Raw genomic sequence first — 25,400 nt, 5'->3', positions numbered from 1 at the left:
GACCGCACCGGCCACCACCAAGATCGTCGACGGCCATCACCCGGGTCGGGCGAGGGTGCTTCACCCGGACCGGCGGCAGCATCGCCTCCAGGCGGGCGTGCGTGCGGGAGCCGCCCGACGCGATGAGGAGGACGGAGCGAATGGCCACCGAGACCGTCACCCATACCGACCAGGAGATCCAGTCCGACGTCCTCGACGAGCTGACCTGGGAGCCGCGGGTCCGGCCACACGAGATCGGCGTGATCGTGTCCGAGGGCGTGGTCACACTCACCGGACGGGTCGACAGCTACGCGAAGAAGTGGGCCGCCGAGCGGGCGGCGCACCGGGTGCCCCGGGTCCGCGCGGTCGCGAACGACCTCACCGTGCAACTGCCCGGCGGGGCGGAGCGCGCCGATCCGGAGATCGCCGGGGCGGTCGGCCATGCCCTGGAATGGGACGCGTTCGTACCGATCGAGCAGTTGCAGGTGACCGTCTCGGACGGCTGGGTGACCCTGCACGGCGAGGTGGAGTGGGAGTACCAGCGCCGAGCCGCCGAACGGGCGGTCGGCCGGCTCACCGGCGTACGCGGGGTGAGCAGCGGAATCACCGTCCGCCCGGCGGTGCGCCCGGACGGTCACGAGCTGGCCGAGCGGATCGTCGATGCCCTCGCCCGCAGCCGCGCGACGGAGTCCGAGCACGTCACGGTACGGGTGCACGGCGACACCGTGCTGCTGGCCGGTCTGGTCCACTCGATGCCGGAACGTGCCGAGGTGGAGCGGGTGGCCTGGTCCGCGCCGGGTATCCGGGAAGTGCAGAACCACATCGCCGTCGCCCCGGTGCTGCGCTGAACCACCCGGGCCGGGTGAGCCGCGCTCACCCGGCCGGGGGCGAGCGTGGGAGCCATGACTGATCCGAACGGGCTGATCGGACCTGGGCGGCCGGCGCCCGACTTCACCCTGCCGGCCACCCCGGACGGGCGGCGCACCGGTCTTCGCGAGTTCCGCGACCGACCGGTGGTGCTCGCCTTCTACCCGGCCGACTGGAGTCCGGTCTGCGGCGACCAGATGGCGCTCTACCAGTCCGCCATGCCGGAGTTCGAGAGCTACCGGGCGGCGCTGCTCGGCATCTCCGTGGACAGCTTCTGGTCACACCGCGCGTTCGCGGAGAACCAGGGCATCGAGTTCCCACTGCTGGCCGACTTCGAGCCGAAGGGCGCAGTGGCCCGCTCGTACGGCGCGTACACCCGCGGCGGCGAGGCCGCCCGGGCGCTCGTGGTGATCGACCCCGACGGTGTGGTCGCCTGGCGCCAGCTCTACCCGCAGGAGGTCAACCCGGGTGCCGACGGCATCCTCGACGCGCTGGAGCGAATGCGGGTCGGCGGGGAGGTGAGGGTCGGATGACCACCCCGTTGCAGGTGACCGCCCGGCTCCGCACGCCGGTCAGCGGAGCCGACCACGTCCGGGGGGCGGCCGACGCCCCGGTGACCGTCGTCGAGTACGGCGACTTCCAGTGCCAGTACTGCGGCGCCGCGTACCCGAACCTGACCGAACTGCTCCGGCAGCGGGAGGGCACGGTACGGCTGGTCTACCGCTACTTCCCGATCGCCAACGTGCACCCCTACGCCGAGAGCGCCGCCGAGGCGGCCGAAGCGGCCGGCGTCCGCGGCCGGTTCTGGGAGATGCACGACTGGCTCTACGAGCACCAGGACCAGCTCGACCCGGTGCACCTCTCACTCGGCGTCGAGCAGCTCGGCATGCCGCCGGACGACATCGGCGCCGAGGTGGAACGGCACGCGCACGCCGACCGGGTGCGCCGGGACTTCGTGGGCGGGATCCGCAGCGGGGTGAACGGCACCCCGACGCTGTTCGTCAACGACGTCCGCCACGACGGCGGGTACGCCCTGCCGGACCTGCTCGCCGCCGTCGACGCCGCGGCCGACACTTGACCGCTCAGATCAGCCGCAGCTCACGCGCCCGCCGGACCGCCTCACGCCGGCGGGTCGCGTCGAGTTTGCGGTAGATGTTGCGCACGTGGGTCTTCACCGTGTTGACCGAGAGTGACAGCTCGCTGGCGATCTCCACGTTGGACAGGATGCTCTGCAGGTAACGCAGGATGGTCAGCTCCCGCTCGGTGAGCGGCTCGTCCAGCGTCGAGCCGGGCTCGACCGGCCCCCGCTCGGCCGGCTCGTCCGCACCCCGCACCAGGTCACTGACCATCGACCAGTGGGCGGTGCCGGTGTCCAGGTGCGCCGCGAGCAGGTCCCGCGCGGCCGGGTCGGCTCGGGTGAACACCCTTCGAACGCCCTCCGGGCCGGCGAGATCGAGCACCTGCTCCAGCAGCCGGCCGGCTCGGCGCTCGTCCCCACCCTGGCGTGCCAGCACCGCGTCGAGCAGGCCCGCCTCCAGGCGTACCGGCAGCGGCCACTGCTCCGCCGCCGGCGCAGTCCAGTCCGGCAGCACCCGACCGGCGGCCCGCGGGTCACCGGCTCTCAGCTCCACCCGGGCCAGCGCCACGGCGACCGGGGCGAGCGGCTCGACCTGGTCGTGCACCGGTCCGGCCAACAGGTCCCGGGCCGCCTCCAGGTCACCCCGGGCACCGAGCAGGTCGGCGTTCGCGGCGAGCAGCTGGTGCGCCAGTTCCACGGCGGCCGGCCGGTCCGCGATCCGGTGCCGAGCCTCGGCCAGCAGCCGGTGGCCGGCCGCCGCCTCGCCCCGGTCGTGCAGCAGCTGCGCCCGGCAGAGCGCGGCGACCGCCACGGCGGTGGTCTCCACGGCTGCGATCCCTGCCCCGGGCGTCGTCTCCGGCTGCCCCTCGCCGGTCGCGGGCCCGGCGAGAGCCAGGTTCGCGGCGGCCTCCTCGGGCTGGTTCCGGTGCAGAGCCACCACAGCCAGCGCCAGGTGGGCGTACGCGCAGTCGAGCCGGCAGGCCCAGCCCTGGCAGGGGGGCATGGCGAGGGCCTCCCGGGCGGACGCCTCGGCGGCCCGTAGTCTGCCGCGCAGGGCGAGCAGCAGCGCCGAGCGGCTGGCGCAGACCAGCTCGGTGCGGAGGCGACCCGCCTCCCGGGCCGCGTTCAGCGCCCGGGTGAACCGCGCCGCGGGCAACTGCCCCTCGGCCAGCTCCACGAGCCCGAGTGCGGTGCCGGCGAACGCACGAAGCTCGGCGTCCTCGGTGGCGCTGCCGCGCGGCCCGCCGGCCACGGGCGCGACCGGCGGTTCCGGGGCGCGCGCCCCGGCCACCGAAGGACTCGATCGTTGCGCGGAACCGGGGGCGCGCCCGCTGCCGGGGCCGATGGGCACGTCACGTGGTCCGGGCGCCATGGGGTGCGGCCGGATCAGGCGGGCGGCTGCGGCGCGTACCTCGGCGTGGTCGTCGGCGAGCCGGGCCAGCGTGAGCTCCACCGCGGTGGCCAGCCGGAGGAAGCGGTCCCGGCGCGGGGCGGGCAGGGCGTTCGCGTGCTCGGCCGCGAGGTGCAGGTGCGCCGTGGCCGCCGACACATCGCCGGCGTACGCCCGCTCGGCCGCGCAGGCGAGCGCCAGCTCCGGATCGCGGCGTACGGCCTCCGGTGGCGGGGGCGGCGGCGGCGAGCCCCCGAAGTCGGCCCGGTCGTACGGGGCCAGCTCCGGCCACTGCGCCACGAAGATCTCGGTCGCGAGGTCCCAGTTCCGGGCGGCGAGCGCGTGCCGCAGCCCCTCCACCGGCCGGCCGTTGTCGGCGTACCAGCCGGCCGCTCGAAGGTGCAGCTCACGAAGCTCGTCGGCGGGCAGCCGGGCCAGCTCCGCGCGGAGCAGATCGGTCAGTAGGGGCTGGCAGCGGTACCACGGTGGGCGGCTCTCGTCGCGGTGCAGCAGACCACCGTCGCCGGCCAGCTCGGCGAGCGTCCGCTCGGCGTCCGAGCCGTCGGTGAGAGCGTCGGCCAGGTCGGCGCAGACCGTCTCGGCGAGCGCGGTGCGGCGCAGCAGGTCGCGGGCCGCCGGGTCGACCGCGGCGAGCACCTCCTCGTGCAGGTAGCCGGCCACGTCCGGCTGGTCACCGCCGAACTGCTCGACCCAACGCGTCGGGTCGGGACGCCGGCGCAGCGCCAGCGCGGCGAACCGGAGTGCGGCGGGCCATCCACCGGTCCGCGCCCGCAGCCGGTGCAGGGCCACGCCGGGCAACGTCACCCCGTGCGCGGTGAGCAGGTCGGCCACCTCGTCGTCGGTGAAGGCCAGCTCGTCCGGGCCGATCTCGGTCAGCTCCCCGGCCAGCCGCAGCCGGTGCACGGCCAGCGGCAGCCCGGCCCGCGCCCCGACGACCAGGCGCAGCCGCTGCTCGGCGTGGCGGAGCAGGAAGTCCAGCCCGGTCAGTGCCGCCGGGTCGGTGACCCGGTGCAGGTCGTCGAGGATCAGCAGCATCGGCCGCTCCCTGGCGGCCAGCCCGGCGGCGAGCAACTCGAGCTGGTCGGGTCGGGGCGGCCGGGCCGGCATCGGCGCGGTCTCCTGTCCTGGGTCGGCGCTGGTTCGCAGCGCCGCCAGCAGGTACGACCAGAGCCGGTCACCGTCGTCGCCCGCCTCCACCGACACCCAGGCCGGTGCCGGCCGGCCCGCGTCGGCGACGCTGCCGTCCGGACGCACCTCGGCACCCTCCCCCGCGCTGCCGCCCGCGAGGCGGGCCCAGGCGGCGAGCAGGGTGGTCTTGCCCCAGCCGGCGGGTGCGCTGACCAGGGTGACCGGACCGGCGCCACCTTCATCGAGGCGGCGCAGCAACCGGGGCCGGGCCACCACCGGCTCGGGCAGCGCGGGTGGGGTCAGGCGGGACGCGAGCAGCGGCGGCCGCACGCCGTCCGCGGTATCCACCCGTGCGCCGCTTCGCTGCTCCGGCATCCGGCCCACCCCCACGGACGCGTTCCACCCCCGGTCGGCGGGCGGTTACCCGGCGGGCGGCCGTTCACCCCTTCGGGGCGAGCCCGGTCACCCCCGGGGCGGAGACTCGAAACGGACTTGTCCTAACCTTTCCGGCAGCCCTCTCTAACGGCACGACAGCGGGTGGCAGACTCGCGGAATGGCCGGCGAGCGGACGTACGACGTGGTGCTCTTCGGGGCGACCGGCTTCACCGGCGGGCTGACCGCCGAATACCTGGCCCGGCACGCGCCGGCGGGGCTGCGGTGGGCCCTCGCCGGACGAAACGCCGACCGGCTGGCGGCGGTGCGCGACCACCTCACCGAGATCGACCCGGCGCTGGCCGAGCTGACGCTGCTGACCGCCGACACGACGGACCCCGGGTCGCTGCGCACGCTGGCGGAGCGCACCCGGGTCGTCGCCAGTACCGTCGGACCGTTCATCCGACACGGGGAACCGCTGGTCGCCGCGTGTGCCGCGGCCGGCACCGACTACCTGGACATCACCGGCGAGCCGGAGTTCGTCGACCTGATGTACCTGCGCCACCACGCCGAGGCGGTACGCACCGGGGCGCGTCTCGTACACGCCTGCGGGTTCGACTCGCTCCCGCACGACCTGGGCGCCTGGTTCACCGTCCGGCGACTGCCCGCCGACGTGCCGATCACCGTCGACGGTTTCGTCCGGGTAGGCGGACGCTTCTCCGCCGGCACGTACCACTCGGCGCTCATCGCCCTCTCCCGTGCCGAGCAGGCCGGCCGGGTGGCTCGGGAGCGACGGTCCACGGAGCCACGGCCGGCGGGCCGCCGGGTCCGGGCGGTACGCGGCCGGCTCACCCGCCCGGCCGAACTGCACATGTGGGCGGTGCCGCTGCCCACCATCGACCCGCAGGTGGTGTGCCGCTCGGCTGCGGCCTGCCCCGAGTACGGCCCGGACTTCCGCTACCGGAACTTCGCCGCGGTGAAGCGGCTGCCCACGGTGCTGGCCGCGGGGGTTGGGCTGGGCGCCCTGGCGGGCCTGGTCCGGCTGGCGCCGGCCCGCCGCTGGCTGCTCGGGCGACTCACCTCCGGGCAGGGGCCGGCGCCGCACCAGCGGGCACGCTCGTGGTTCCGGGTCCGGTTCGTCGGCACGGGCGGTGGACGGCGCGTACGCACCGAGGTGGCCGGTGGCGACCCCGGCTACGACGAGACCGCGAAGATGCTCGCCGAGTCGGCGCTCTGCCTGGCACTGGACGACCTGCCGCCGGTGGCCGGCCAGGTCACCGCGGTCACCGCGATGGGCGAGCCACTGCTCGCCCGGCTCACCCGGGCCGGCATCACGTTCCGGGTGCTGGAGCAGACCGACGCCGGACCGGCTTGACCCTCGACCAGCTTGAGGCGGCAGGATCGGTCACCGTGGAGAGCGACCTGCGCAGCATCGGTGAGCTGGCCCGGGCCAGTGGGCTCACCGTCAGCGCCCTGCGGTTCTACGACTCGGCCGGAGTGCTGGTGCCGGCGCTGGTCGACCCGGTGACCGGCTACCGCTGGTACACCGACGAGCAGGTGGCTCCGGCCCGGCTGGTGGCCGGGCTGCGCCGGGTCGGCATGCCGGTCGCCGACATCGCCGCCGCGGTGCGGGCCGAGCCGGTCGCCGTGCACCGGCTGCTGGACGCGCACCTGCGCCGGCTGGAGGACGGCCTCGCCGACGCCCGCCGCGAACTCTGCCGGATCCGCGCCCTGATCAGTCCTGAGGAGCCCGCCATGGCCACCCGTCTCGTGCTGTCCCGGATCGAACTGGCGCAGGCCATCGACGCGGTCCGGTTCGCCGTCGGTACCGACCCGGAGCTGCCGGTGCTCACCGGCGTCCTGTTCGACGTGACGCCGGACGGCGTACGGCTGGTCGCGACCGACCGGCACCGGCTCGCGCTCGCCCGGGCCGGTGCCGGCCGGGCGGACGGACCGGCGGCGCGGGTGGTCGCCCCGGGCGGCTTCGTCGACGAGGTACGCGCCCTGCTCGACACCGGTGCCGGGGTCACCCCGGAGGTCCACCTGACCGTCGACGGCGCCGCGGTGTCGGTGTCGTTCGCCGGTCGGGTGGTGACCGCCGCCCCGCTGCCGTACGACTTTCCGGACTACCAGCGGCTGCTGCGGGTGGCCGCCGGCGACACCCCGGCGTACCGGATTCCGGTGGACGCCGCCGCGCTGCGCAGCGCGCTACGCCGTCCCGACGCACCCACGGTGGCCGTGGAACACGACGGCGCCCCGGTCGCGGTCGCCGTGCTCGGCGTCGACGACACGGGTTGGCTGCGCCTGCTCGAACCGGGCGAGGCCGCCCCGGGCGGCGGGCTGCGGGTCGGGGTGAACGGCGGCTACCTGCTCGACGCGCTGGACGCGGCCGTTGAGCCGCAGCTGGTGCTGGAGCTGGACGGACCGATCGCCCCGCTGGCCGTACGCCGCCCCGGCGACGACGACGCGTTCTCGATCCTGATGCCGATCCGTCTCTGACGCAGCCTCGCCCGGCCGCGCTCCCCGGCCCGGGAGCGGCGGGCTGCGACGGTAGCATCTGGGGGTCCACCCGACTGCCGGACGGAGGCGTACGGAGCAGCATGCTCGACATGGAGTTGATCCGGAAGGATCGCGAGGCGGTGGCGACCGCGCTGGCGAAGCGTCTGGATCCCGCCGAGGTCAATCGGGCGCTGGACGAGATCCAGCGGCTCGACCAGGAACGCCGCGCCCTGATCGGCGAGATCGACGCCGACCGGCAGCGCCGCAAGGCAGAGGCCCGGGCGTACGCGGAGGCGAAGCGGGCCGGCCGGGAGCCGGAGGTCGTCGCGCCCGAGGCCGGCCGCAAGCAGCTCTCCGAGCTGGAGTCCGAGCTGGACGAGGTGCAGGGCCGGCTGCGCACCGCGATGAGCGAGCTGCCCAACCTGCCCGCCGATGACGTGGTGGCGGGCGGCAAGGAGGCCAACCAGGTCGTCAAGACCTTCGGCACGGCACCGGTGATCGAAAAGGTCCGCGACCACGTGGAGCTGTCCCGGATGCTCGGCCTGGTCGACCACGAGCGGGGCGTGAAGCTCGGCGGTTCCGGCTTCTGGATGTACACCGGCATGGGCGCCCGGTTGGAGTGGGCCCTGCTGAACTTCCTCATCGACGAGAACGTCAAGGCCGGCTACGAGTTCCTGCTGCCGCCGCACCTGCTGCTCGACACGGCCGGCTTCGCCGCCGGGCAGTTCCCGAAGTTCTACGACGACGTCTACCACCTCGACCGGGAGAGCGCGCCCCGGGGCCAGTTCCTGCTGCCCACCTCGGAGACGGCGATCCTCGGCGCGTACCAGGACGAGATCCTGGACACCACGGCGCTGCCGCTGAAGCGGTTCGCGTACACGCCGTGCTACCGCCGGGAGGCGGCCGGTTCACACTCCGACGAGCGCGGCACCGTGCGGGGCCACCAGTTCAACAAGGTGGAGATCTTCCAGTTCACGCTGCCGGAGCAGGCGGACGCGGCGCTGGAGGAGATGGTCACCCACGCCGAGGGTCTGGTCGAGAAGCTGGGCCTGCACTACCAGCGCAGCCTGCTGTCGGCCGGCGACGCCAGCGCGTCCATGCGCAAGACCCTCGACATCGAGGTGTGGATGCCGAGCATGGACAAGTACAAGGAGGTGTCGTCGGTCTCCTGGGCCGGCGACTACCAGGCGCGCCGGGCGGCCATCCGCTATCGCGAGCCGGGCGGAAAGCAGACCCGGTTCGTGCACACGCTCAACGGGTCGTCGCTGGCCACCAGCCGCCTCTTCCCGGCCATCCTCGAGCAGTTCCAGCAGCCCGACGGCTCGGTGCTGGTGCCCGAGGTGCTGCGCGACCGTCTGGGCGTCGACCGCCTCACGCCGGGCCGCTGACCCACGCCGCTGTCGGCGGGAGCCGGGACCACCGGCTCCCGCCGACGCGCCCCACGCGGAGGTCGACCCGCCGGTCCCGGCGAGCCCGGGCTTCCGGACCCCGGGGGACCTCGAATTCAGATCGACCCACGAGTGGATCGTCCGGACGATGTCGGCGAGGGGGCACCCCGGAGCTTGATCGACTCGGGTTCCCTGGTGTCGGGCTGTCCGGGGCCTGCGGATGCCCCGACTTCATGGTTGTCGTGACCGGATCACCGGTTGCCGGAGAGAAACTCCGGCCCGGACCGGGTTCGGCCGGGGTGGTGTCGGCCGCGAGGACTCACATCGAGGTGTTCAGCAGATTTGAGGTATCCGACCTGGTGAGGGGTTAGTCACCGGTACAGTAACTTTGTGCCGTTTGACCGAATGATCTCCCCGGGGCGCCGCGGCTGGGTGGCCGCCGGTGTCGGCGTACCGGCGCTCCTGGTCACCGCCCTGCTCACCGGCCTGGCGCTGACCCCCGGAACGGAACCGGTGGCCAAGCAGGCCACGCCTGCACCGACCTCGACACCGAGCGAGGTCGACCAGAGCGCCGAGGCCAGCGTGCTTCCCGCCGCGCCGGCCCCGAAGGGACTACCGGTGGTGACGTACGACGCCGCGCCGGCCGGGTTCCCGGACGACCCCGACACCATGGACACGACACCGCTCACCGAGGGGCTGCGCCCGGCTCGGAAGATCGCCGCGTACGACGCGCCGGGCGGCCGGCCGATCGCCTTCCTCGCACCGACCATCAGCAGCGTCGACGTGACCATGCCGATCGCCGACCGGCAGTCGGGCTGGACGGCCGTCCTGCTTCCCTCGGCCAACCGGAAGCTCGCCTGGCTTCCACCCGGCGGCTACACCACCGTCCCGCTGCGGGACCAGATCGTGGTGGAGCGCGGCGTGCACCGGCTCACCTGGTACCGGGCCGGCAAGGCGGTACGCACCTGGGAGGTCAGCCTCGGCCAACGCGGTCAGGAGACGCCGCTGGGCCGGACCTTCATCCTCGGCCGCACGCCGCCGCCGCAGGACGTGTACGGCGGCGTCGACATCTACGCCCTCGGCTCGATCCCCGACGACCCGGACGCGGTGCCGGAAAGCCTGCGCAACGCGCACATCGGCCTGCACACCTGGTATCACGACGGCGAGCTGGGCGAGAACACCACCAACGGATGCATCCGGCTCACCCGCAGCGGCCAGCGCGAACTGCTCGCCGAGGTACTGCCCGGCAGCAGTGTGGTGGTGGTCGAGGAGCTGCCCGAACCGCCGGCCACCGCGTGATCCGGACACCGGCCCGACACCCGTACACCGCCTGAGCCGCCGGTCGGCGCTGGGCACGGCCGCCGCCTCAGTCGCCGAGCAGCCAACCGTTCTGCTCGGCGATGCGGACCGCCTCGGCCCGGTTGCGGGCGCCGGTCTTGCCGATGGCCGCGGAGAGGTGGTTGCGGACGGTCCCCTCGGACAGGTGCATTGCGCCGGCCAGATCCGCGACCGTCCCGCCGTCCCGCGCCGCCCGCAGCACGTCGGTCTCCCGCTCAGTGAGCGGGCTCGCCCCGGTGGCCAGCGTCTCGGCCGCCAGCGTCGGGTCGACCACCCGCAGCCCGGCGTGCACCCGACGGACCGCCTCGGCGAGCTGGCGCGCCGGCGTGTCCTTGACCACGAAGCCGTTCGCACCGGCCTCCATCGCCCGGCGCAGGTAACCGGGACGGCCGAAGGTGGTCACCACCAGCACCCGGCAGGCCGGCAGCGCCGCCCGCAGCGCCGCGGTGGCGGCGATCCCGTCCAGCCCGGGCATCTCCACGTCGAGCAGCGCCACGTCCGGGCCGGTCCGCCGCGCCTCGGCCACCACCTCGTCGCCTCGGCCCACCTCGGCGACCACGGTCAGGTCCGGTTCGAGGGAGAGCAGCGCCGCCAACGCCCCCCGTACCAGCGCCTGGTCGTCGGCGAGCAGCAGCTTTATCGGCTCGGTCACTGGGCAGCCGCCGCGAGTCCGACCCGGAGCACGAACCCGTGCCCCTGCGGGCGGCGGCCGACGCTCACGGTCGCGTCGAGCCGTTGAGCGCGCTCGCGCAGGCCGATCAGACCGTGCCCGCCTGCCGCGTCCCCCGACGTCGGTCCCCGCCCGTCGTCGCTGATCTCCACCGCGTCCGGGCTGATCCGGATCGTGCATCGGTGTGCTCCGCTGTGCCGCACCACGTTCGTCACTCCTTCCCGTACCGCCCACCCGAAGAGCTGGTCCCACTCGGCCGGCAGCTCCGGCAGGTCGGCCGGCAGGTCGGCGGCGATGCCCGCGGCGATCAGCGCCGACCGCGCGCCGGCCACCTCCTCGGCCAGCCGCACCCCGCGGTACGCCCCGACGGTCCGCCGTACGTCGGCGAGTGCGGCGCGGGCGAGTTGCTCCACCTCGGCGATCTCCGTCGCCGCCCGGGACGGGTCCGCCTCCACCAGCCGGCCGGCCAGCTCGGCCTTGATCGCCACCACGGTGAGCGAGTGACCGAGGATGTCGTGCAGGTCCCGCGCGGTCCGTGCCCGCTCCTCGGCCACCGCCAGGCGGCTGATCTCCTGCTGCGCCGCCCGCAGCTCGCCGTTGCGCTGGGCCAGCGCGGACACGCCGAACATGGCGAACGAGGCGAGCAGCACGGCGAAGAAGACCCCGCTCACGCCCGACCAGTCGGGCAGCAGATATCCCGCCACCAGCGGCGTCAGCGCGGCGAGGGCCACGACGACCAGCGCCCACGCCCCGGGGAGCAGGAAGACCGCCCCGGTGGCGACGAAGACCAGCGTGGTCATCCAGTCCCGCCCGGTGCCGGGAATGCTGACCAGGCCGAGGAGGAGCAGACCCAGCAGCAGGACGCCGGCCCGGCCGGGCGGGGTCGGTCGACCGGTCTGCCGGTGCGACCGCGCCCACTCGAAGAGCAGCACGTACGCCACGCCGAAGGCGGCCAACGAGCCGACCCCGAGCCACTTGCGCCACGGCTCCGCCTGCCCCAGTGCCGTACCCAGCGGCTGGTTGAGGAAGAAGAGCCAGACCGCGGCCAGCAACCAGCCGGTGAGCCGCCACTTGCGGCTCACCGGCAGGGGCTGGCCCTTCGGAACGTCCATCGGGCCCACGCTAGCGGTCGCTTTCCGTTCAGACGCGTGCGGTGTCCCGGCGGAACAGCCGGGTCGCGCCGAGCGCGAAGAGGACCGTCCACACGACCAGGTTGGCCAACGCCGCCAGGCTGACGCCGTCGCCGGTCAGCGGAGCGCGGGCGAGTTCACCGACGCCGTACACCGGGGTGAACCGCGCGACGTCCTGGAGCACCTCGGGCAGCACCTCGAGCGGGACGAAGAGCCCACCGAACATCGCCAGCACGGCGAGGATCGGGCCGATGAACTGCATGGCGTTCTCCGCCGGGAAGAGGTAGCCGACGAAGAGACCGAACGCGGCGAAAACCAGCGAGCCGAGCCACGCCCCGAGGCCGGTCAGCAGCCAGACGTCGGCCGAGAGCCGTACGCCGGAGGCCGCGCCGACGACGAACTCGACGCAGACCGCGATGAGGCCGAGGCCCATCGCGGTGACGACCTTGGTGGCGACGTACGCGGTCGGGCGCAGCGGGGTGAGCCGCAACTGGCGGCTCCAACCCAGCGCCCGCTCGGTGGCGACCGCGGCACCGATGCTGGTGGTCGCGACCATGGCGGCGTAGACGGCGAGGCTGACCATGATGTACGCGGTCACCGCGTAGCCGTTGGGAAGCTGCTGCCCACGCTGTGGCAGGCCGAAGATGAGGAAGAAGACGGCCGGCATGATCAGGGTGAACGCGAGGGTGCGGCGGTTGCGCAGCACCCGGCGCAGCTCGATGCGGAGCACAGCCGGGGAGAACCCGCCCAGGGCGGGGGGACGCCGGTCGGGGGTGACGCGGTCGGTGGTGGCGCTCAGCGAGGTGGTCATCGTCAGACTCCGGCCTGGTCGGTGGTGAGGGCGAGGAAGGCGTCTTCGAGGTTGCGGGAGGTGATCTCCACGTCCCGGGCCTCGGTCCGGGTGAGCAGGTGCCGGGCGACCAGGTCGGAGTCGGCGGTACGCACGAGCACGCTGTCGCCGCGCACCTCCACCGCGTCGACGCCGGGCAGCGCGGCGAGCGCGGCCTGGTCGGCGCCGGGGAGGGTGGCCCGCACGAGGCGACCGGCGGCCAGGTTCTTGATCTCGGCGGTGGTGCCGTCGGCCACGATCCGTCCCTGCCGGACCAGCACGATCCGGTCTGCGTACGCGTCGGCCTCGTCCAGGTAGTGGGTGGCGAAGATGACGGTCCGTCCGGACCGGGCGTCGCGCCGCAGCGCCTGCCAGAACTCGCGCCGCCCCTCGACGTCCATCCCGGTCGTCGGCTCGTCCAGCACCATCAGGTCCGGGTCGGGCAGCAGGGCGAGGGCGAAGCGGAGCCGCTGCTGCTGGCCGCCGGAGCACTTGCCCACCACCCGGTCGGCGATGTCGGTGATTCCGGCGCGCTCCAACACCTCCTCGGCGGGGCGGCTGTGCCGGTAGAGGTTGGCGGTCAGCCGTACCGTCTCGCCGACGGTCAGGTCCTTGAGCAGCCCGCCGGTCTGGAGCACCGCGGCGACCCGGCCGCACGCGATCGCGTCCGCCGGGCTGCCCCCGAGGATCCGCACCGAACCGGCGGTCGGACGGGCCAGGCCGAGCAGCATGTCGATGGTCGTGGTCTTGCCGGCGCCGTTCGGGCCGAGGAAGGCGACCACCTCGCCGGGGTCCACCCGCAGGCTCAGCCCGTCCACCGCGGTGACCGCGCCGAAGGTCTTGGTGAGGCCGCTCAGCTGCACGGCCGGTTCAGTGCTCGTCATGGCAACCATGCTCTTTCGACCGGGCGCTTCGTACCCCGAGCGCGCGTCACGTTCCCGCCGTGACATTTGTCAGGGGTGGGGGCGGCGGTGCGCCCCCACCGGTTGATCAGTGCTGTCCCGGTCCCGCGCCACGGGCCTGCCTGGGCAGCAGGAACGCGGCGACGACGGTGGCCGCGAGGAGCGCCGCCTCCACCCAGAGCGTGGCCCGGACCGCGGAGCCGGCGCCGCCGTCCGGCAGCTGGGCGAAGAAGACCGTGCCGAGCACCGCCACCCCCAGCGCGCCGCCGAGTTGCTGGACGGCGGTGAGCGTGCCGGAGGCCGAGCCGGTCTCGGCCGGCTCCACTCCCGAGAGCACGATGTCGAAGAACGGGGACATCACCAGGCCCATCCCGAATCCGATCACGAGCAGCGCCGGTACCAGCCGCCAGGGGGTGACCTCCGGACCGGCGAGCCGCAGGGTCAGCAGCATCCCGCCGACACCGGCCAGCACCACGACCAGGCCGGCGTGGATGAGCGTACGACCGAACCGGCGGGCCAGTCCGGCGCCCGCGATCACGAAGGCGGCCACCATGCCGAGCGCCTGCGGTACGGCGGCCAGCCCGGCCTTCAGCGGCGAGTACCCGATTCCGAGCTGGAGGTAGAGGCTGAACACCAGCGAGAACCCGGTGAGTGCGGTGAAGAAGGCCAGCCCGGCGACGAGACCACCGGTGAACGCGCGGCGGCGGAACAGCGTCGGCACCACGAGCGGATCCCGCCCGGCCCGCTGCCGGCGTACCTGGTAGCGGGCGAAGTAGGCGAAGACGGCGACGGCGGCGACGAGCATCGCGTACATCCAGCCCGGCCAGCCCTGTTCGCGGCCCTGCACCAGCGGGTAGACCAGCAGCACCGCGCCGATCGCCACCAGCCCGACGCCGGGCAGGTCGAGCCGGGACGCGTGCGCCGGACGGGATTCCGGCAGGAAGCGCAGCGCACCGAGCAGCGCGAGCAGGCCGAGCGGCACGTTGATCAGGAAGATGGCCCGCCAGCCGGTGCCCCAGAGATCGGCGTCGACCAGCCACCCCGCGAGGATCGGGCCGCCGACCGCGGAGATCCCCATGACCGGGCCGAACGCGCCGAACGCGGCGGCCAGCTCCCGGGGCGGGAAGACCTCCTTGATGATGCCGAGACCCTGCGGGAGGAGGACCGCGCCGAACAGGCCCTGCGCGACCCGGGAGCCGACCAGCATTCCGGGGGCGACGGAGAGGGCACAGAACGCCGAGGCGACGGTGAAGCCGGCCACCCCGACCAGGAACATCCGGCGCCGCCCGTAGAGGTCGCCGAGGCGTCCGCCGGTGATCAGGCCGATCGCCATGGCCAGGGTGTAGCCGGCGCCGAGCCACTGGATCAGGCTCGCCGAACCGCCCAGTTCGGCGCGGATCGCGGGCCCGGCGAGGTTGGTGACGAGAGCATCGAGGAGGTCCATGACCTCCGCGGCGAGGATGACGGCGAGGGCGAGCCAGCGCCAGCGGTACGGCTGGGGCTCGGCGACGGAGGGCGGGGCGGTGCCCGCCGCGTCGACGGTGGCCTGGGACATCAGAACTCCTCGGGCTGCTGCGAACGGCGTTCGTTAACGAACACCGTTCTACCAGCGAACGGAGTTCGTCGGCAAGTAGGATGTCCGAGTCCCGATCCGGAGGTGACCGTGAGCGATCTGCCCGACCCGCCCTGGCGTACGCCCGCCCGCAGCCGACCGGCGCGCCGGCCGTTGAGCCAGCAGGCCGTCGTGGACGCCGCCCTGGCAGTTCTCGGACGGGAGGGGCTGGGCGGGCTGAGCATGCGGCGGGTGGCGCAGGAGCTGGGCACCGGCCCGGCCTCGCTCTACGCGCACGTCTCCGGCAAGGACGAGCTGCTGGAGCTGATGCTGGACCGGGTGAGCGCCGCCATCACCATTCCCGAACCGGACCCGCAACACTGGCCGGACCAGATCAAGGAAGTGGCCTGGCAGGCGTACCGCGTCTACGCGGCCCACACCAACCTGGCGCTGGCCTCCCTGGCCACCATCCCCACGGGGCCGAACGCGCTGCGGGTGACCGAGGGGATGCTGGCCATCCTGCTCGCGGGCGGGGTGCCGCCCCAGCCGGCGGCCTGGTTCCTGGACCGGCTCTTCCTCTACATCGCGGGGGATGCGTACGAGGGGGCGCTCTTCGGCGAGAAGGTCCGCGCCTCCGGCAAGGACCTCGAGGGGTACTGGACGGGGATGCTCGGGCAGCTGCGCGAGTACTACCGGAGCCTGCCGGCCGACCGCTTCCCGCACACGCTCGCCCACCTCGACGAGCTGATGGCCGGCGGCGGGGACGAGCGCTTCGCGTTCGGTCTCGACCTGCTGGTGCAGGGCGTCGCCCGCTACGCCACCTCCCCCTGAGCGCGGGCTGCGGGCTGCGGGGCTACGCGGCGCCGGACCAGCTGGAGGAATCTCGGCGCGCCAACCGGGTAACCGCCGGGGTCCGCACGTCGCGACCGGGGAGGGACGCCGATGGGCAGCGCGCCACAGGGAAACGTGGACACCGTCGTACTGATTCACGGGCTGTGGATGACCTCACGGAGCTGGGAACAGTGGGTCGCGCGTTACGAGGCGCGCGGCCTGCGGGTACTCGCCCCCTCCTGGCCCGGCATGGAGGGGGAGGTCGAACAGCTACGCGACGACCCCACGCCGATCGCGAAGCAGCGGATCGCCGACATCGTCGACCACTACGAGCAGATCATCCGGGGCCTCCCCCGGCCACCGATCATCATCGGGCACTCGTTCGGTGGCCTGATCACCCAGATCCTCGTCGACCGGAAGCGCGGGGCGGCCGCGGTCGGCGTCCACCCCGCGCCCATCAAAGGCGTGGCCAAGCTGCCGCTCAGCACCCTGCGCTCCGGGTTCTCGATCCTGCGCAACCCGGCGAACCGGCACCGGGCCGTCCCGTTCACCCAGGACGACTTCCACTACGCGTTCGGCAACACCATGAACCGCGCCGACTCCGACCGCGCCTGGCAGCGCTACGCGGTCCCCGGCGCCGGGCACGTGCTCTTCGAGGGCGCCTTCGCCAACCTCGACCCGAACTCGGCCGCCGAGGTGTACACCCGCCGCGACGACCGGGCTCCCCTGCTGCTGATCGCCGGGGGCGCCGACCACGTCGTCCCGCCGGGAGTCGTACGCAGCAACGCCGCGCTCTACACGAAGTCCCGGGCGCTGACCGCGTACCACCCGTTTCCCGGCCGGTCGCACTTCACCGTGGGCCAGGACGGCTGGGAGGAGGTCGCCGACTACGCGCTGAACTGGGCGCTGGAGGCGGCCGCCATCCCCCGGGACGAGACCATCGCGAGCGAGAGCCCGCGCCGCTGAGGGCACTGTCGTCCGAGGGGACGCCGACCGGCCGGCGGCCACCGCTGCCCGGTCTGGGCGAGGAAGTCCGTCCAGGTCACCCCCGCGCGCTCACCGACCAGCGATCCGCTCCGGCTCGTCGGGTCGAGCCGGCTGCCGCGGTACGACGCCCTCCGGCCGCGGAGTCAGCCGCTGCCAGAGGAACTCGAACGCGAGCGCCCAGATGAACGCGTGCTGTCCGTTGTCGGCGCCGCCGCCGTGCCCACCCTCGATGTTCTCGTAGTAGGAGACGTCGTGGCCGCGCTCGCGCAGCCGGGCCGCCATCTTCCGGGCGTGCCCCGGATGCACCCGGTCGTCCCGAGTCGAGGTGACCAGCAGGACCGGCGGATACGCCGCCCCGCCGCGAATGTTGTGGTACGGCGAGAACGCCCGCAGGTAGGACCAGTCCTCCTCGCGGTCCGGGTCGCCGTACTCGGCCATCCACGAGGCGCCGGCGAGCAGCCGGTGATAGCGGCGCATGTCCAGCACGGGCACCTGAGCGACGACCGCACCGAAGAGCGCCGGGTAGCGGGTGAGCATCACACCCATCAGCAGGCCACCGTTGCTGCCGCCCTCGATGCCGAGCTGCGCCGGCGTGGTGATCCCCTGCGCGACCAGGTCGGACGCCACCGCCGCGAAGTCCTCGTACGCCCTCGGCCGGTTCTCCCGCATCGCGGCGTGATGCCATCGCGGGCCGTACTCGCCGCCGCCGCGGATGTTCGCCACCACATAGGTGCCGCCGCGGGCCAGCCAGCCCCGGCCGACGGCTCCGTCGTAGTCCGGCGTCAGGGGAATCTCGTATCCGCCGTAGCCGGTGAGGAGGGCCGGCCCGGGGGATGTGGGCTCGCGGCCCACCACGAAGTACGGCACCCGGGTGCCGTCGGCGGACGTGGCGAAGCACTGACGTACCGCCAGGTCTGCGGCGTTGAAGGACGCCGGCTCCCGCTTGAGTACCTCGACCGGGCCACCGACCCGACCGAGTCGCAGCGTCGCCGGCCGGAGGAACCCCTCCGAGGCGAGCAGATAGTCGTCGCCCAGGTCCGGGTCGGTCTCCACGAGCCGGCTGTGCTCATCTGCGGGCACTCCCGCGAGCGGCTCCCGCCGCCACCCGGTCTCACCGGGTGTCAGCACCGTCAACCGGCTCCGCACGTCCACGAGGGTGGCAATGATCAGATGGTTGCGGGTCCAGACGTGGTAACTCAGGGCGGTGCGTTCGTCGGGACGGAACAGTGTTGTCAGCTCCCGCTCGCCGGCGAGGAACGCGTCGAACCGGGTCGCCAGCAGGGCGCCGGCGGGATGGGGCACCGCACCGACCTGCCACGGCGAGCGGAGCCGGATCACCAACCACTCCCGGTGTACGTCCCACGAGGCGTCCTCCGGAACCGGAATCCGGACCCGCTCCCCCGCCTCCGTCAGCAGGAAGTTCTCCGTTCGGTAGAAGTCCAGGCTGCGGCCCACGAAGTCACGCACGAACCCCGGCGTCGGATCGTGCGAGGCGTAGACGGCGACGTCATCGGCCTGGGCCTCGTAGACGACCTCGGCCTCGGCCAGCGGCGTGCCCCGTCGCCAGCGTTTGACGACCCGCGGGTACCCGGAGGTGGTCAGCGAACCGGGCCCGAAGTCGGTGGCCACGTAGATGTGGTCCCTGTCGATCCAGCCGGCGTCATTCTTCGCCTCGGGAAGGGTGAAACCGCCGGGCACGAACTCGCGGCGGTCCAGATCGAACTCGCGGATCACCGTCGCGTCGGCGCCACCCCGGGACAGGCTGATCAGGCAGCGCTGGTATCCGGGCCGCAGCACCGTCACCCCGCCCCAGACCCAGCTCTCCCCCTCCTCGGCGGCCAACGCGTCGACGTCGAGCAGGACGTCCCACTCCGGCTTCCGCCGTCGGTACTGGTCGAGGGTGGTGCGACGCCAGAGCCCGCGCGGATGCGCGGCGTCCCGCCAGAAGGTGTAGTAGAAGCGATCGCCGCGCCAGCCCGGGTAGGGAATCCGGTCCTCGGCGTCGAGCACCTGCCGGATCTCGGCCCGCAGCGTGGCGAACCGCTCGGCACCGGTCAGCGTGGCGAGGGTCTCGGCGTTGCGATCCCGCACCCACCGGGCAGCTTCCGCCCCGTCGAGGTCCTCCAACCAGAGGTACGGGTCATCATCCTCATCGATCCGGGCCGTCATTACGCAACTATCCCCGACAGGCGAGCCGGCTCCGTCGCCGGTACCTGTTGGCATGACGACGCACGCGGTGCGCACCACAACCCGGGCGACTCGCCGCCCGCACGGCGACCCGGTCGGACGTGAACCGGAGCGCCCGGCCAGAAGCGGACCGCCTGGTCGTTCCGTAGCACGAGCCACACTGGCGCAGCCGACGGGACGATCTTCTCGATGCCGTTCAGGTGACGGGTTCGAGCAGTCACAGCGTCCAATCGGTGACTCCTGCCCCTGGCATGGCGGGACGCTGCACGGGTATCACTCGCCCATGAGGGCGAGTTTTCGGCTCGGGCGGGTCGCGGGCGTACCCATCGGGGTCAACTGGAGCGTCCTGGTCATCTTCGCGTTGATCTGGTGGGGCCTGGCGGCGAGCCAGTTCCCCCGCTCGTACCCCGACCGGCCGGTGATCCTGTACGTGCTGGCCGGGCTGGTCGCGGCGGTGGTGTTCTTCGTCGGACTGCTGGCCCACGAGGTCTCCCACGCGATCATCGCCAAACGCAACGGGCTGGAGGTAGGCGGCATCACGCTGTGGCTCTTCGGCGGGGTGGCCGAGCTGCGCGGCGAGGCGAAGGATCCGGGAGCGGAACTACGCATCGCCGGGATCGGCCCGCTGGTGAGCTTCTGCATCGGGCTCGTCTTCGGCGCGTTCGCCATCATCCTCGCCCAGGTCGGGTACCGCGGGCTCGCGCTCGGTGTGCTGGCCTGGCTGGCCGGCATCAACATCCTGCTGGCGGTCTTCAACGTGCTGCCGGCGGCTCCGCTCGACGGCGGACGGTTGCTGCGCGCGGGAGTCTGGCGGTGGACCGGCGACCGGACCAAGGCGACGGTGGTGGCCGCCCGCGCCGGCTGGGTGTTCGGAGCGCTGCTCATCGGCCTGGGCCTCTGGCAGTTCCTGGCCGGCGTCGGGTTCGGCGGGCTCTGGCTCGCGCTGATCGGCTGGTTCCTGATCGGTGCCGCCGCGATGGAGGAACGGCAGGCCCGGATGGGCAGTGCCCTGCAAGGGGTCCGGGTGGGCGACGTGATGACAGCGCAGCCGCAGACCGCGTCGGCGGACATGACGGTCGCCGATTTCGTCGACCGGTACCTCTTCGCGTACCGGCACTCGGCGCTACCGCTCACCGAGGACGGGGGGCGGCCGATCGGGCTGGTCACCCTGGACCGCGTACGCGGGATACCGCCGGAGCGCCGGTCGGCGACCACGCTGGCCGAGGTGGCCTGCCGGGAGGAGCAGCTGGTGCTCGCCAAGCCGGACGAGCAGTTGAACGAGCTGCTGCCCCGGCTCAACCAGTGCGCCGACGGACGCGCGCTGGTGGTGACCGAGGGTCAGCTGGTCGGCATCGTCTCGCCCAGCGACATCAGCCGGGCGGTGCAGCGGGGCAGCCTGCGCGACCAGATGGCCGGCGACCATCGGTGACCCGGGCCTGCGGCGGTGTCACCTTGCCGGGTCGGTAAGCAGCCCGCGCAGCGTCACCCCCAGTCCCGAACCCAGGAAGCCCAGGAGCGGGACCAACCGGACACGGCGAACACCGGACTCCACGGTCAGCGCGGGAAATACCTGTCGAGCAGCTCGGTGCGGAACACCCCACGCGGGTCCAGACGGGCCAGCAGGGCGGCGAAGTCCCTGTACCGCGGGTAGGCGGCGGCCACCTCGGCCGGGTCGATCGCGAAGACCTTGCCCCAGTGCGGTCGCGGCTGAAACGGTGCGAGCCGCTCCTCGACGGCGGCCACCACGGGCAGCACCACGGCGGGGTCGTCGACCCAGGTGAAGTGCACGGCGAGGCTGTCCCGGTCGTGGTTCGGGCTGAGCCAGAGCTGGTCGGCCGCCACCGTACGCAGTTCGCAGATCTGCAGCACCGGCGCGATCAGGTGCGCGATCGGGTCGAGCGCGGCGAGCGCCTCCGCCGCCGCGGCGCGGGGCAGGTGATACTCCGACTGCAACTCGTCGCCGCTGCTCGGGGTGAAGCCGAGCTGGAAGTGCGGCAGCCGCTCGTGCCACGGCCCGGGCACACCCAGCTGCGGCGTGCAGTTCTGCGCCGGCATGCCGGGCACCGGGTGCTGCGGCAGGTGGGCCGCCGTCGTACCGAGCCAGCCGGGCGGCGGTGCCGCCTCGTCGACCCGCTGTTTGCGCCACACCTGGTTGAGCCGCGGCGTTCGCCAGTCGGTGAAGAGGCTGACGCTGTACGCCGAGCCGAGCGCCGCGTCGACGTGCTCGCGCGCCAGGTCCAGCTGGACGTACTGGCGCACCTCGAAGGTGGGTAGCAGGTCGAGGGTGACCCGGGTGACGATGCCCAGCGCGCCGAGGCCGACGACCATGCCCGCGAAGGTGTCTCCGCCGGTTTCCCGGTCGACCCGGAGCAGGTCGCCGTCGGCGGTGACGAGTTCCAGCGCGGCGACCGACGTGCCCAGGTTGCCGTTGGCCTCGCCGGAGCCGTGGGTGCCGGTGGCGATCGCCCCGGCGACCGAGATGTGCGGCAGCGAGGCGAGATTGGCCAGCGCGTACCCCTCGGCGTGCAGTCGGGTGGCCACGTCGCCGTACCGCAGTGCGGCGGCGACCGTGACCTGCCGACGATCCCGGTCGATGGTGATCTCCGGCGACAGCCCGGAAAGGCTCACCAGGTCGCCTTCGGTGTCGCCGAGCCGGTTGAAGGAGTGCCCGGTGCCGGCCACGCGGACCCGCTCGGCGGCGGCCACCAGCCGACGCAACTGGTCGACGCTGGTCGGCCGGTGGAACCGGCGCGCCGAGTAACGCACGTTCCCGGCCCAGTTGCGGCGGGGCACGTCGGCACCGGCGCCGGTCGGCCCGGAGTCGTCCGACCCCGACCTGCCGGGCGATCCGGTCGGCCCGCCGGGTACGGCGGCGTTGGTCAGTTCGTCGGCGGTGGTCACGAGGTGGTCTCCCGATCGGTCGAACGGTTCTCGGCTAGGGCGGTGCTGAGCGCGAGCAGCGCCTCGTCGACCTGAAACGTGCTGTAGCCGCGCATGGCGACCGTCAGCCCGCCCGCCCGGCCGCGTTCGATCTCGGCGCGGGCGGACTCCCGTTCCGGCACCCCACCCCAGGCCAGCGCCTCCTGGCCCCGCCGGATGAGCTCGTCGACCCGGTCGGTCCGGTAGCCACGCAACCCGATCGTGAAGTCTTCGACGGCGAAGGCGGCACGGCGGCACGCCAGCGCGTCGGTGAAGCGACCACCGGCGTACCGGGTGAGCGCGGCGGACACCTCCTCGGGCTTCTCCCGCACCTGGCCCAGGTCGAGCAGCTCCACCGCGGCGCGGCCGTCCAACGGGTGCCGGGCGTTCTCCGGCAGGCCGAGCGGGTGGCCGGGGGCGGGCACCGCCAGCAGGCGGGGCGAGGCGGGAGTGCCCTCGACGGGCGGCGGTTCGTCGAGCACGAGCGCGTCGATCTCCGCCCACCTGATCATCCGACGCAGCCCGGGTCGCCGTACGGTCAGCCCCTCGGGGCCGATGCCGAACCGGAACGGCCGGAACGCGCCGAGCAGGGCCAGACCGCCCAGAGCGACGGCGCCGACGGCGACGAGGTTGCGCAGCAGGGCGCCCTCTCTGGGCACCACCAGCAGGGCCACACCGCCCAGCACGCAGACCACGGGTAGCACGAGTGATCCACGGATCCGCCGTAGTTCCACTTCCTGCCCCCGTTCTGACTGCGCTCGTCGGTGTGCGCATCCTCCGACAGCCCGGAACCGGTGGGCACCGGTCATTCAGCCACGATTGGCACCGGCGCCGAGGGGAACCCTACGCCCATGAACAGTCACCTCGATCCCGTCCCAGGCGGCGGCGTGTCCCGGCCGACGACGCACGACGTCAGCGGCGGCGGCCCGGACGCCTCGTCGCCCGGGCCGCGCCCGACGCCGGCTCCCCCGCCCGCGCCCACACCGGTGCCGACACCCGCGCCCCCGCCCCGCCGGGACGACCGGCGGGGCGACCCACGGGACGGTCGTCAGATCTTCGGCATCACCTCGGCCGCGACCAGCTCGATGTGGTCGAGGTCGGCGAGGTCGAGCACCTGGAGGTAGATCCGCTGGGCGCCGACCTCGGCGTACCGGCCGATCTTGTCGACGATCTCGGCGGGCGTACCGGCCAGACCGTTGGCGCGCAGCTCCTCGGGATCCCGGCCGATCGCCTCGGCCCGGCGGGCCACCTCGGCGTCGTCGCGCCCGCAGCAGAGCACCAGCGCGTTCGACCAGCACAGCTGGGCCGGGTCACGCCCGATCTCGGCGCACGCCGCCCGTACCCGGTCGAACTGGGCCGCCGAGTCCGCCACCGAGACGAAGGGCAGGTTGAACTCGTCGGCGTACCGGGCGGTGAGCTGCGGGGTCCGCTTCTTGCCCATGCCGCCGATCAGGATCGGCGGACGCGGCGCCTGCACCGGCTTCGGCAACGCGGGCGAGTCGGCCACCGGGTAGTAGCGCCCGTCGTAGCTGAACCTCTCGCCGCGCGGCGTGCTCCAGAGGCCGGTGATGACCGCTAGCTGCTCCTCCAGCCGGTCGAACCGCTCGGCCAGGGGCGGGAACGGGATGCCGTACGCGGTGTGTTCCTCGGCGAACCAGCCGGTGCCGATGCCCAGCTCGACCCGACCGCCGCTCATCTGGTCGACCTGCGCCACGGTGATCGCCAGCGGCCCGGGAAGCCGGAAGGTGGCGGCGGTCATCAGCGTGCCGAGCCGGATCCGGCTGGTGTCCCGGGCGAGGCCGGCCAGCGTGGTCCACGCGTCGGTGGGGCCGGGCTCACCGCTGGCGTCGCCCATCATGAGGTAGTGGTCGGAGCGGAAGAACGCGCCGTAGCCGGCGTCCTCGGTGCAGCGGGCCACGGCGAGCAGCTGGTCGTAGCTGGCGCCCTGCTGGGGTTCGGTGAAGATCCGCAGTTCCATACCCGGAGCATATGGAGCCGAACGGCGGCGATCGTGTCACCCCGTTAACCTCCGGGCCCGGCCACCGCGTTTGTCCGGGGGAGGTACGCATGACCGAAAGCCGGCATCCGCCGTCACCGGAGGGGTTCGCCGAGTTCGTGGCGGCCCGCTCCGGCGCTCTGCTGCGTTCGGCCTGGTTGCTGACCGGGGACGCCGGACGGGCCGAGGACCTGTTGCAGACCGTGCTCGCCACCGCTTGGCGTCGCTGGCCCCGGATCGCCCGGGGCGGGCATCCCGAGGCGTACCTGCGTCGGGCGCTGTTCACCACGTACGCCTCCTGGTGGCGACGCCGGTGGCGGGGCGAGATTCCCGCAGCGCGGACCCCGGAGGGCGGCGGCCCGGGCGACCTGGCCGGCGAGTCGGCCGACCGGGACGCGGTGCGCCGCGCGCTGGCCCGGCTCACCCGACAGCAGCGGGCGATCGTGGTGCTGCGGTACGCCGAAGACCTGTCCGTAGAGCGCACCGCGGAGGTGCTCGGCTGTTCGGCCGACACCGTCAAGGTCCAGTCCTCGCGTGCGCTGCGCCGCCTCCGTACCGACCCGGACCTGCGGCTCTTCACGAAAGAGGAGGTCGTGCCATGAGTCGTGACGACACCGATGTCCGGCGGATGCTCGCCGACGCCGTACCGCCGTTGAAGTCCCCGCCGGACCGGCTGGCCGCGGTCGGCGCCCGGGTACGCCGACGCCGCCGGCGGCTCGCCACCGGCTCGGCGGCGGTGCTGGTCCTCGCCGTGGCGCTGGCGGCCGGGGTGCCCCAACTGGTCGCCGGCCATCCGCGCGTCCCCAGGCCGGCGGCGGTCGCCACCGGTGGACCGGTGGGCGACGCCTCCTGCCCGGCCGATCTCGGGCAACGCCCCGAGCTGGAGGCGGTGCGCTACGACGACGGCGAGCCGCTGGTGCCGGCGGGCGCCATCGAGGTGACCGCCTGTCAGGTGCCACGAGGCAGCGGGTCGCCGGTCGGGGAGCGGATCGATCCGCGGGTGCTCACCATCGGGGTCGACCAGATCGTCCAGCTGCTCAACGCGCTCCCCCCGACGCAGACCGGCCCTGACGGTCGCCCGCGCCCGCCGGCCGACGACGGCCTGCTCTGCACGGCGAAGTGGGTGTCCGCCGAGACGGTGTTCGTACTGCGCTACCCGGACCGGGAGCCGGTGACCGTCTGGACCGACGAGAACTGCCGGGTCGCGGTCGCGGGCGACCGTGGCCGCGGACTGGACTTCCGCGTGTTCGGCACCTTCGACCGGTTCTACCGGGCACAGGGCAATCCACCCCGCTGACGACGACGGCGAGCCGTGGCGGCGCCCGGCCGGTCCGCCC

22 protein-coding genes are annotated in these 25,400 nt (G+C 73.5%); 12 read left to right on the top strand and 10 right to left on the bottom strand.

The window, feature by feature from the left end; translation table 11 throughout:
* Positions 1 to 140 precede the first annotated feature (140 nt).
* Genes ABZS42_RS09385 through ABZS42_RS09375 form a run of 3 tightly spaced genes read left to right on the top strand, consistent with a single transcriptional unit; the run spans position 141 to position 1,924 of the window.
* Entirely contained in the window at positions 141 to 827 is a 687-nt protein-coding gene (locus ABZS42_RS09385) for a BON domain-containing protein (RefSeq protein WP_355143457.1), read from the top strand.
* A 54-nt stretch (positions 828 to 881) separates the two neighbouring features.
* The gene (locus ABZS42_RS09380; protein WP_355143456.1) at positions 882 to 1,379 is read left to right on the top strand and encodes a redoxin domain-containing protein; all 498 of its coding nucleotides are present in this window, start codon (positions 882 to 884) and stop codon (positions 1,377 to 1,379) included.
* Positions 1,376 to 1,924 carry a DsbA family protein gene (locus tag ABZS42_RS09375; protein WP_355143455.1) on the top strand — a complete coding sequence of 183 codons (549 nt, stop codon included), beginning with the start codon at positions 1,376 to 1,378 and terminating at the stop codon, positions 1,922 to 1,924. The genes ABZS42_RS09380 and ABZS42_RS09375 overlap by 4 nt, the downstream gene beginning before the upstream one ends.
* Before the next feature lie 4 nt (positions 1,925 to 1,928).
* Here the strand turns inward: ABZS42_RS09375 and ABZS42_RS09370 are convergent, their stop codons facing one another.
* On the bottom strand, positions 1,929 to 4,838 hold the full coding sequence (locus ABZS42_RS09370; RefSeq protein WP_355143454.1) for a LuxR C-terminal-related transcriptional regulator: 2,910 nt from the start codon (positions 4,836 to 4,838) through the stop codon (positions 1,929 to 1,931).
* Between the two features lie 178 nt (positions 4,839 to 5,016).
* Between ABZS42_RS09370 and ABZS42_RS09365 the strand changes: the two genes are divergently transcribed.
* From ABZS42_RS09365 to ABZS42_RS09350, 4 genes are all read left to right on the top strand, one after another.
* Positions 5,017 to 6,210, top strand: coding sequence for a saccharopine dehydrogenase NADP-binding domain-containing protein (locus tag ABZS42_RS09365; RefSeq protein WP_355143453.1), 1,194 nt, complete (start codon positions 5,017 to 5,019; stop codon positions 6,208 to 6,210).
* Positions 6,211 to 6,257: 47 nt separating this feature from the next.
* Complete coding sequence (locus tag ABZS42_RS09360; RefSeq protein ID WP_355143516.1) at positions 6,258 to 7,334, top strand: MerR family transcriptional regulator; 1,077 nt, start codon at positions 6,258 to 6,260, stop codon at positions 7,332 to 7,334.
* A gap of 101 nt (positions 7,335 to 7,435) precedes the next feature.
* The gene (gene serS, locus ABZS42_RS09355) at positions 7,436 to 8,722 is read left to right on the top strand and encodes a serine--tRNA ligase (protein ID WP_355143452.1); all 1,287 of its coding nucleotides are present in this window, start codon (positions 7,436 to 7,438) and stop codon (positions 8,720 to 8,722) included.
* Between the two features lie 390 nt (positions 8,723 to 9,112).
* The gene (locus ABZS42_RS09350) at positions 9,113 to 10,021 is read left to right on the top strand and encodes a L,D-transpeptidase (protein ID WP_355143451.1); all 909 of its coding nucleotides are present in this window, start codon (positions 9,113 to 9,115) and stop codon (positions 10,019 to 10,021) included.
* A gap of 67 nt (positions 10,022 to 10,088) precedes the next feature.
* Here ABZS42_RS09350 and ABZS42_RS09345 read toward each other — a convergent pair whose 3' ends face one another.
* The 5 genes from ABZS42_RS09345 to ABZS42_RS09325 form a co-directional block, all read right to left on the bottom strand.
* Complete coding sequence (locus ABZS42_RS09345) at positions 10,089 to 10,712, bottom strand: response regulator transcription factor (RefSeq protein WP_355143450.1); 624 nt, start codon at positions 10,710 to 10,712, stop codon at positions 10,089 to 10,091.
* A complete protein-coding gene (locus ABZS42_RS09340) occupies positions 10,709 to 11,842 on the bottom strand; it encodes a sensor histidine kinase (RefSeq protein ID WP_355143449.1) in 1,134 nt (377 codons plus the stop codon). Before ABZS42_RS09340 ends, ABZS42_RS09345 begins: the two co-directional genes overlap by 4 nt.
* Positions 11,843 to 11,870: 28 nt before the next feature.
* Positions 11,871 to 12,671 (bottom strand): ABC transporter permease, encoded by an 801-nt coding sequence (locus tag ABZS42_RS09335; protein ID WP_355143448.1) that lies wholly within the window; start codon positions 12,669 to 12,671, stop codon positions 11,871 to 11,873.
* A 2-nt stretch (positions 12,672 to 12,673) separates the two neighbouring features.
* The gene (locus ABZS42_RS09330; protein WP_355143447.1) at positions 12,674 to 13,573 is read right to left on the bottom strand and encodes an ABC transporter ATP-binding protein; all 900 of its coding nucleotides are present in this window, start codon (positions 13,571 to 13,573) and stop codon (positions 12,674 to 12,676) included.
* 106 nt (positions 13,574 to 13,679) lie between these two features.
* Positions 13,680 to 15,146 (bottom strand): MFS transporter, encoded by a 1,467-nt coding sequence (locus ABZS42_RS09325; RefSeq protein WP_355143446.1) that lies wholly within the window; start codon positions 15,144 to 15,146, stop codon positions 13,680 to 13,682.
* A gap of 108 nt (positions 15,147 to 15,254) precedes the next feature.
* Between ABZS42_RS09325 and ABZS42_RS09320 the strand changes: the two genes are divergently transcribed.
* Together ABZS42_RS09320 and ABZS42_RS09315 are read left to right on the top strand one after the other, a co-directional pair.
* Complete coding sequence (locus tag ABZS42_RS09320) at positions 15,255 to 15,974, top strand: TetR/AcrR family transcriptional regulator (protein ID WP_355143445.1); 720 nt, start codon at positions 15,255 to 15,257, stop codon at positions 15,972 to 15,974.
* 111 nt (positions 15,975 to 16,085) lie between these two features.
* Positions 16,086 to 16,940: an alpha/beta fold hydrolase gene (locus ABZS42_RS09315; protein WP_355143444.1), complete on the top strand. Its 855-nt coding sequence runs from the start codon at positions 16,086 to 16,088 to the stop codon at positions 16,938 to 16,940.
* 90 nt (positions 16,941 to 17,030) lie between these two features.
* On the opposite strand, the gene ABZS42_RS09310 is transcribed toward ABZS42_RS09315, so the two are convergent.
* Positions 17,031 to 19,130: a prolyl oligopeptidase family serine peptidase gene (locus tag ABZS42_RS09310; protein WP_355143443.1), complete on the bottom strand. Its 2,100-nt coding sequence runs from the start codon at positions 19,128 to 19,130 to the stop codon at positions 17,031 to 17,033.
* A gap of 301 nt (positions 19,131 to 19,431) precedes the next feature.
* On the opposite strand from ABZS42_RS09310, the gene ABZS42_RS09305 reads away from it, so the two are divergent.
* On the top strand, positions 19,432 to 20,577 hold the full coding sequence (locus ABZS42_RS09305; RefSeq protein WP_355143442.1) for a site-2 protease family protein: 1,146 nt from the start codon (positions 19,432 to 19,434) through the stop codon (positions 20,575 to 20,577).
* Between the two features lie 125 nt (positions 20,578 to 20,702).
* On the opposite strand, the gene ABZS42_RS09300 is transcribed toward ABZS42_RS09305, so the two are convergent.
* From ABZS42_RS09300 to ABZS42_RS09290, 3 genes are all read right to left on the bottom strand, one after another.
* Complete coding sequence (locus ABZS42_RS09300) at positions 20,703 to 21,941, bottom strand: FAD-binding protein (RefSeq protein WP_355143515.1); 1,239 nt, start codon at positions 21,939 to 21,941, stop codon at positions 20,703 to 20,705.
* Positions 21,942 to 22,045: 104 nt separating this feature from the next.
* Positions 22,046 to 22,771 (bottom strand): hypothetical protein, encoded by a 726-nt coding sequence (locus ABZS42_RS09295; protein ID WP_355143441.1) that lies wholly within the window; start codon positions 22,769 to 22,771, stop codon positions 22,046 to 22,048.
* 344 nt (positions 22,772 to 23,115) lie between these two features.
* On the bottom strand, positions 23,116 to 24,045 hold the full coding sequence (locus ABZS42_RS09290; protein WP_355143440.1) for an LLM class F420-dependent oxidoreductase: 930 nt from the start codon (positions 24,043 to 24,045) through the stop codon (positions 23,116 to 23,118).
* A gap of 89 nt (positions 24,046 to 24,134) precedes the next feature.
* Here ABZS42_RS09290 and ABZS42_RS09285 point away from each other — a divergent pair, with 89 nt between their 5' ends.
* Both ABZS42_RS09285 and ABZS42_RS09280 read left to right on the top strand, forming a co-directional pair.
* Positions 24,135 to 24,665, top strand: a complete 531-nt coding sequence (locus tag ABZS42_RS09285; RefSeq protein WP_355143439.1) for a SigE family RNA polymerase sigma factor — start codon at positions 24,135 to 24,137, stop codon at positions 24,663 to 24,665.
* Positions 24,662 to 25,360 carry a hypothetical protein gene (locus ABZS42_RS09280; RefSeq protein ID WP_355143438.1) on the top strand — a complete coding sequence of 233 codons (699 nt, stop codon included), beginning with the start codon at positions 24,662 to 24,664 and terminating at the stop codon, positions 25,358 to 25,360. The genes ABZS42_RS09285 and ABZS42_RS09280 overlap by 4 nt, the downstream gene beginning before the upstream one ends.
* The last annotated feature ends 40 nt before the right edge of the window (positions 25,361 to 25,400 follow it).

Origin of the sequence: Micromonospora sp. NPDC005367 (assembly GCF_040606825.1) — a bacterium.
Lineage (GTDB): Bacteria > Actinomycetota > Actinomycetes > Mycobacteriales > Micromonosporaceae > Micromonospora.
This window is presented reverse-complemented; position numbering and strand designations above follow the sequence as displayed.

What these genes read in the sequence shown, in the direction of transcription:
- ABZS42_RS09385 (WP_355143457.1), top strand. Translation starts at nt 141, where the DNA reads ATGGCCACCGAGACCGTCACCCATACCGACCAGGAGATCCAGTCCGAC.
- ABZS42_RS09380 (WP_355143456.1), top strand. Translation starts at nt 882, where the DNA reads ATGACTGATCCGAACGGGCTGATCGGACCTGGGCGGCCGGCGCCCGAC.
- ABZS42_RS09375 (WP_355143455.1), top strand. Translation starts at nt 1,376, where the DNA reads ATGACCACCCCGTTGCAGGTGACCGCCCGGCTCCGCACGCCGGTCAGC.
- ABZS42_RS09370 (WP_355143454.1), bottom strand. Translation starts at nt 4,838, where the DNA reads ATGCCGGAGCAGCGAAGCGGCGCACGGGTGGATACCGCGGACGGCGTG.
- ABZS42_RS09365 (WP_355143453.1), top strand. Translation starts at nt 5,017, where the DNA reads ATGGCCGGCGAGCGGACGTACGACGTGGTGCTCTTCGGGGCGACCGGC.
- serS (WP_355143452.1), top strand. Translation starts at nt 7,436, where the DNA reads ATGCTCGACATGGAGTTGATCCGGAAGGATCGCGAGGCGGTGGCGACC.
- ABZS42_RS09340 (WP_355143449.1), bottom strand. Translation starts at nt 11,842, where the DNA reads ATGGACGTTCCGAAGGGCCAGCCCCTGCCGGTGAGCCGCAAGTGGCGG.
- ABZS42_RS09335 (WP_355143448.1), bottom strand. Translation starts at nt 12,671, where the DNA reads ATGACCACCTCGCTGAGCGCCACCACCGACCGCGTCACCCCCGACCGG.
- ABZS42_RS09330 (WP_355143447.1), bottom strand. Translation starts at nt 13,573, where the DNA reads ATGACGAGCACTGAACCGGCCGTGCAGCTGAGCGGCCTCACCAAGACC.
- ABZS42_RS09325 (WP_355143446.1), bottom strand. Translation starts at nt 15,146, where the DNA reads ATGTCCCAGGCCACCGTCGACGCGGCGGGCACCGCCCCGCCCTCCGTC.
- ABZS42_RS09315 (WP_355143444.1), top strand. Translation starts at nt 16,086, where the DNA reads ATGGGCAGCGCGCCACAGGGAAACGTGGACACCGTCGTACTGATTCAC.
- ABZS42_RS09310 (WP_355143443.1), bottom strand. Translation starts at nt 19,130, where the DNA reads ATGACGGCCCGGATCGATGAGGATGATGACCCGTACCTCTGGTTGGAG.
- ABZS42_RS09305 (WP_355143442.1), top strand. Translation starts at nt 19,432, where the DNA reads ATGAGGGCGAGTTTTCGGCTCGGGCGGGTCGCGGGCGTACCCATCGGG.
- ABZS42_RS09290 (WP_355143440.1), bottom strand. Translation starts at nt 24,045, where the DNA reads ATGGAACTGCGGATCTTCACCGAACCCCAGCAGGGCGCCAGCTACGAC.
- ABZS42_RS09285 (WP_355143439.1), top strand. Translation starts at nt 24,135, where the DNA reads ATGACCGAAAGCCGGCATCCGCCGTCACCGGAGGGGTTCGCCGAGTTC.
- ABZS42_RS09280 (WP_355143438.1), top strand. Translation starts at nt 24,662, where the DNA reads ATGAGTCGTGACGACACCGATGTCCGGCGGATGCTCGCCGACGCCGTA.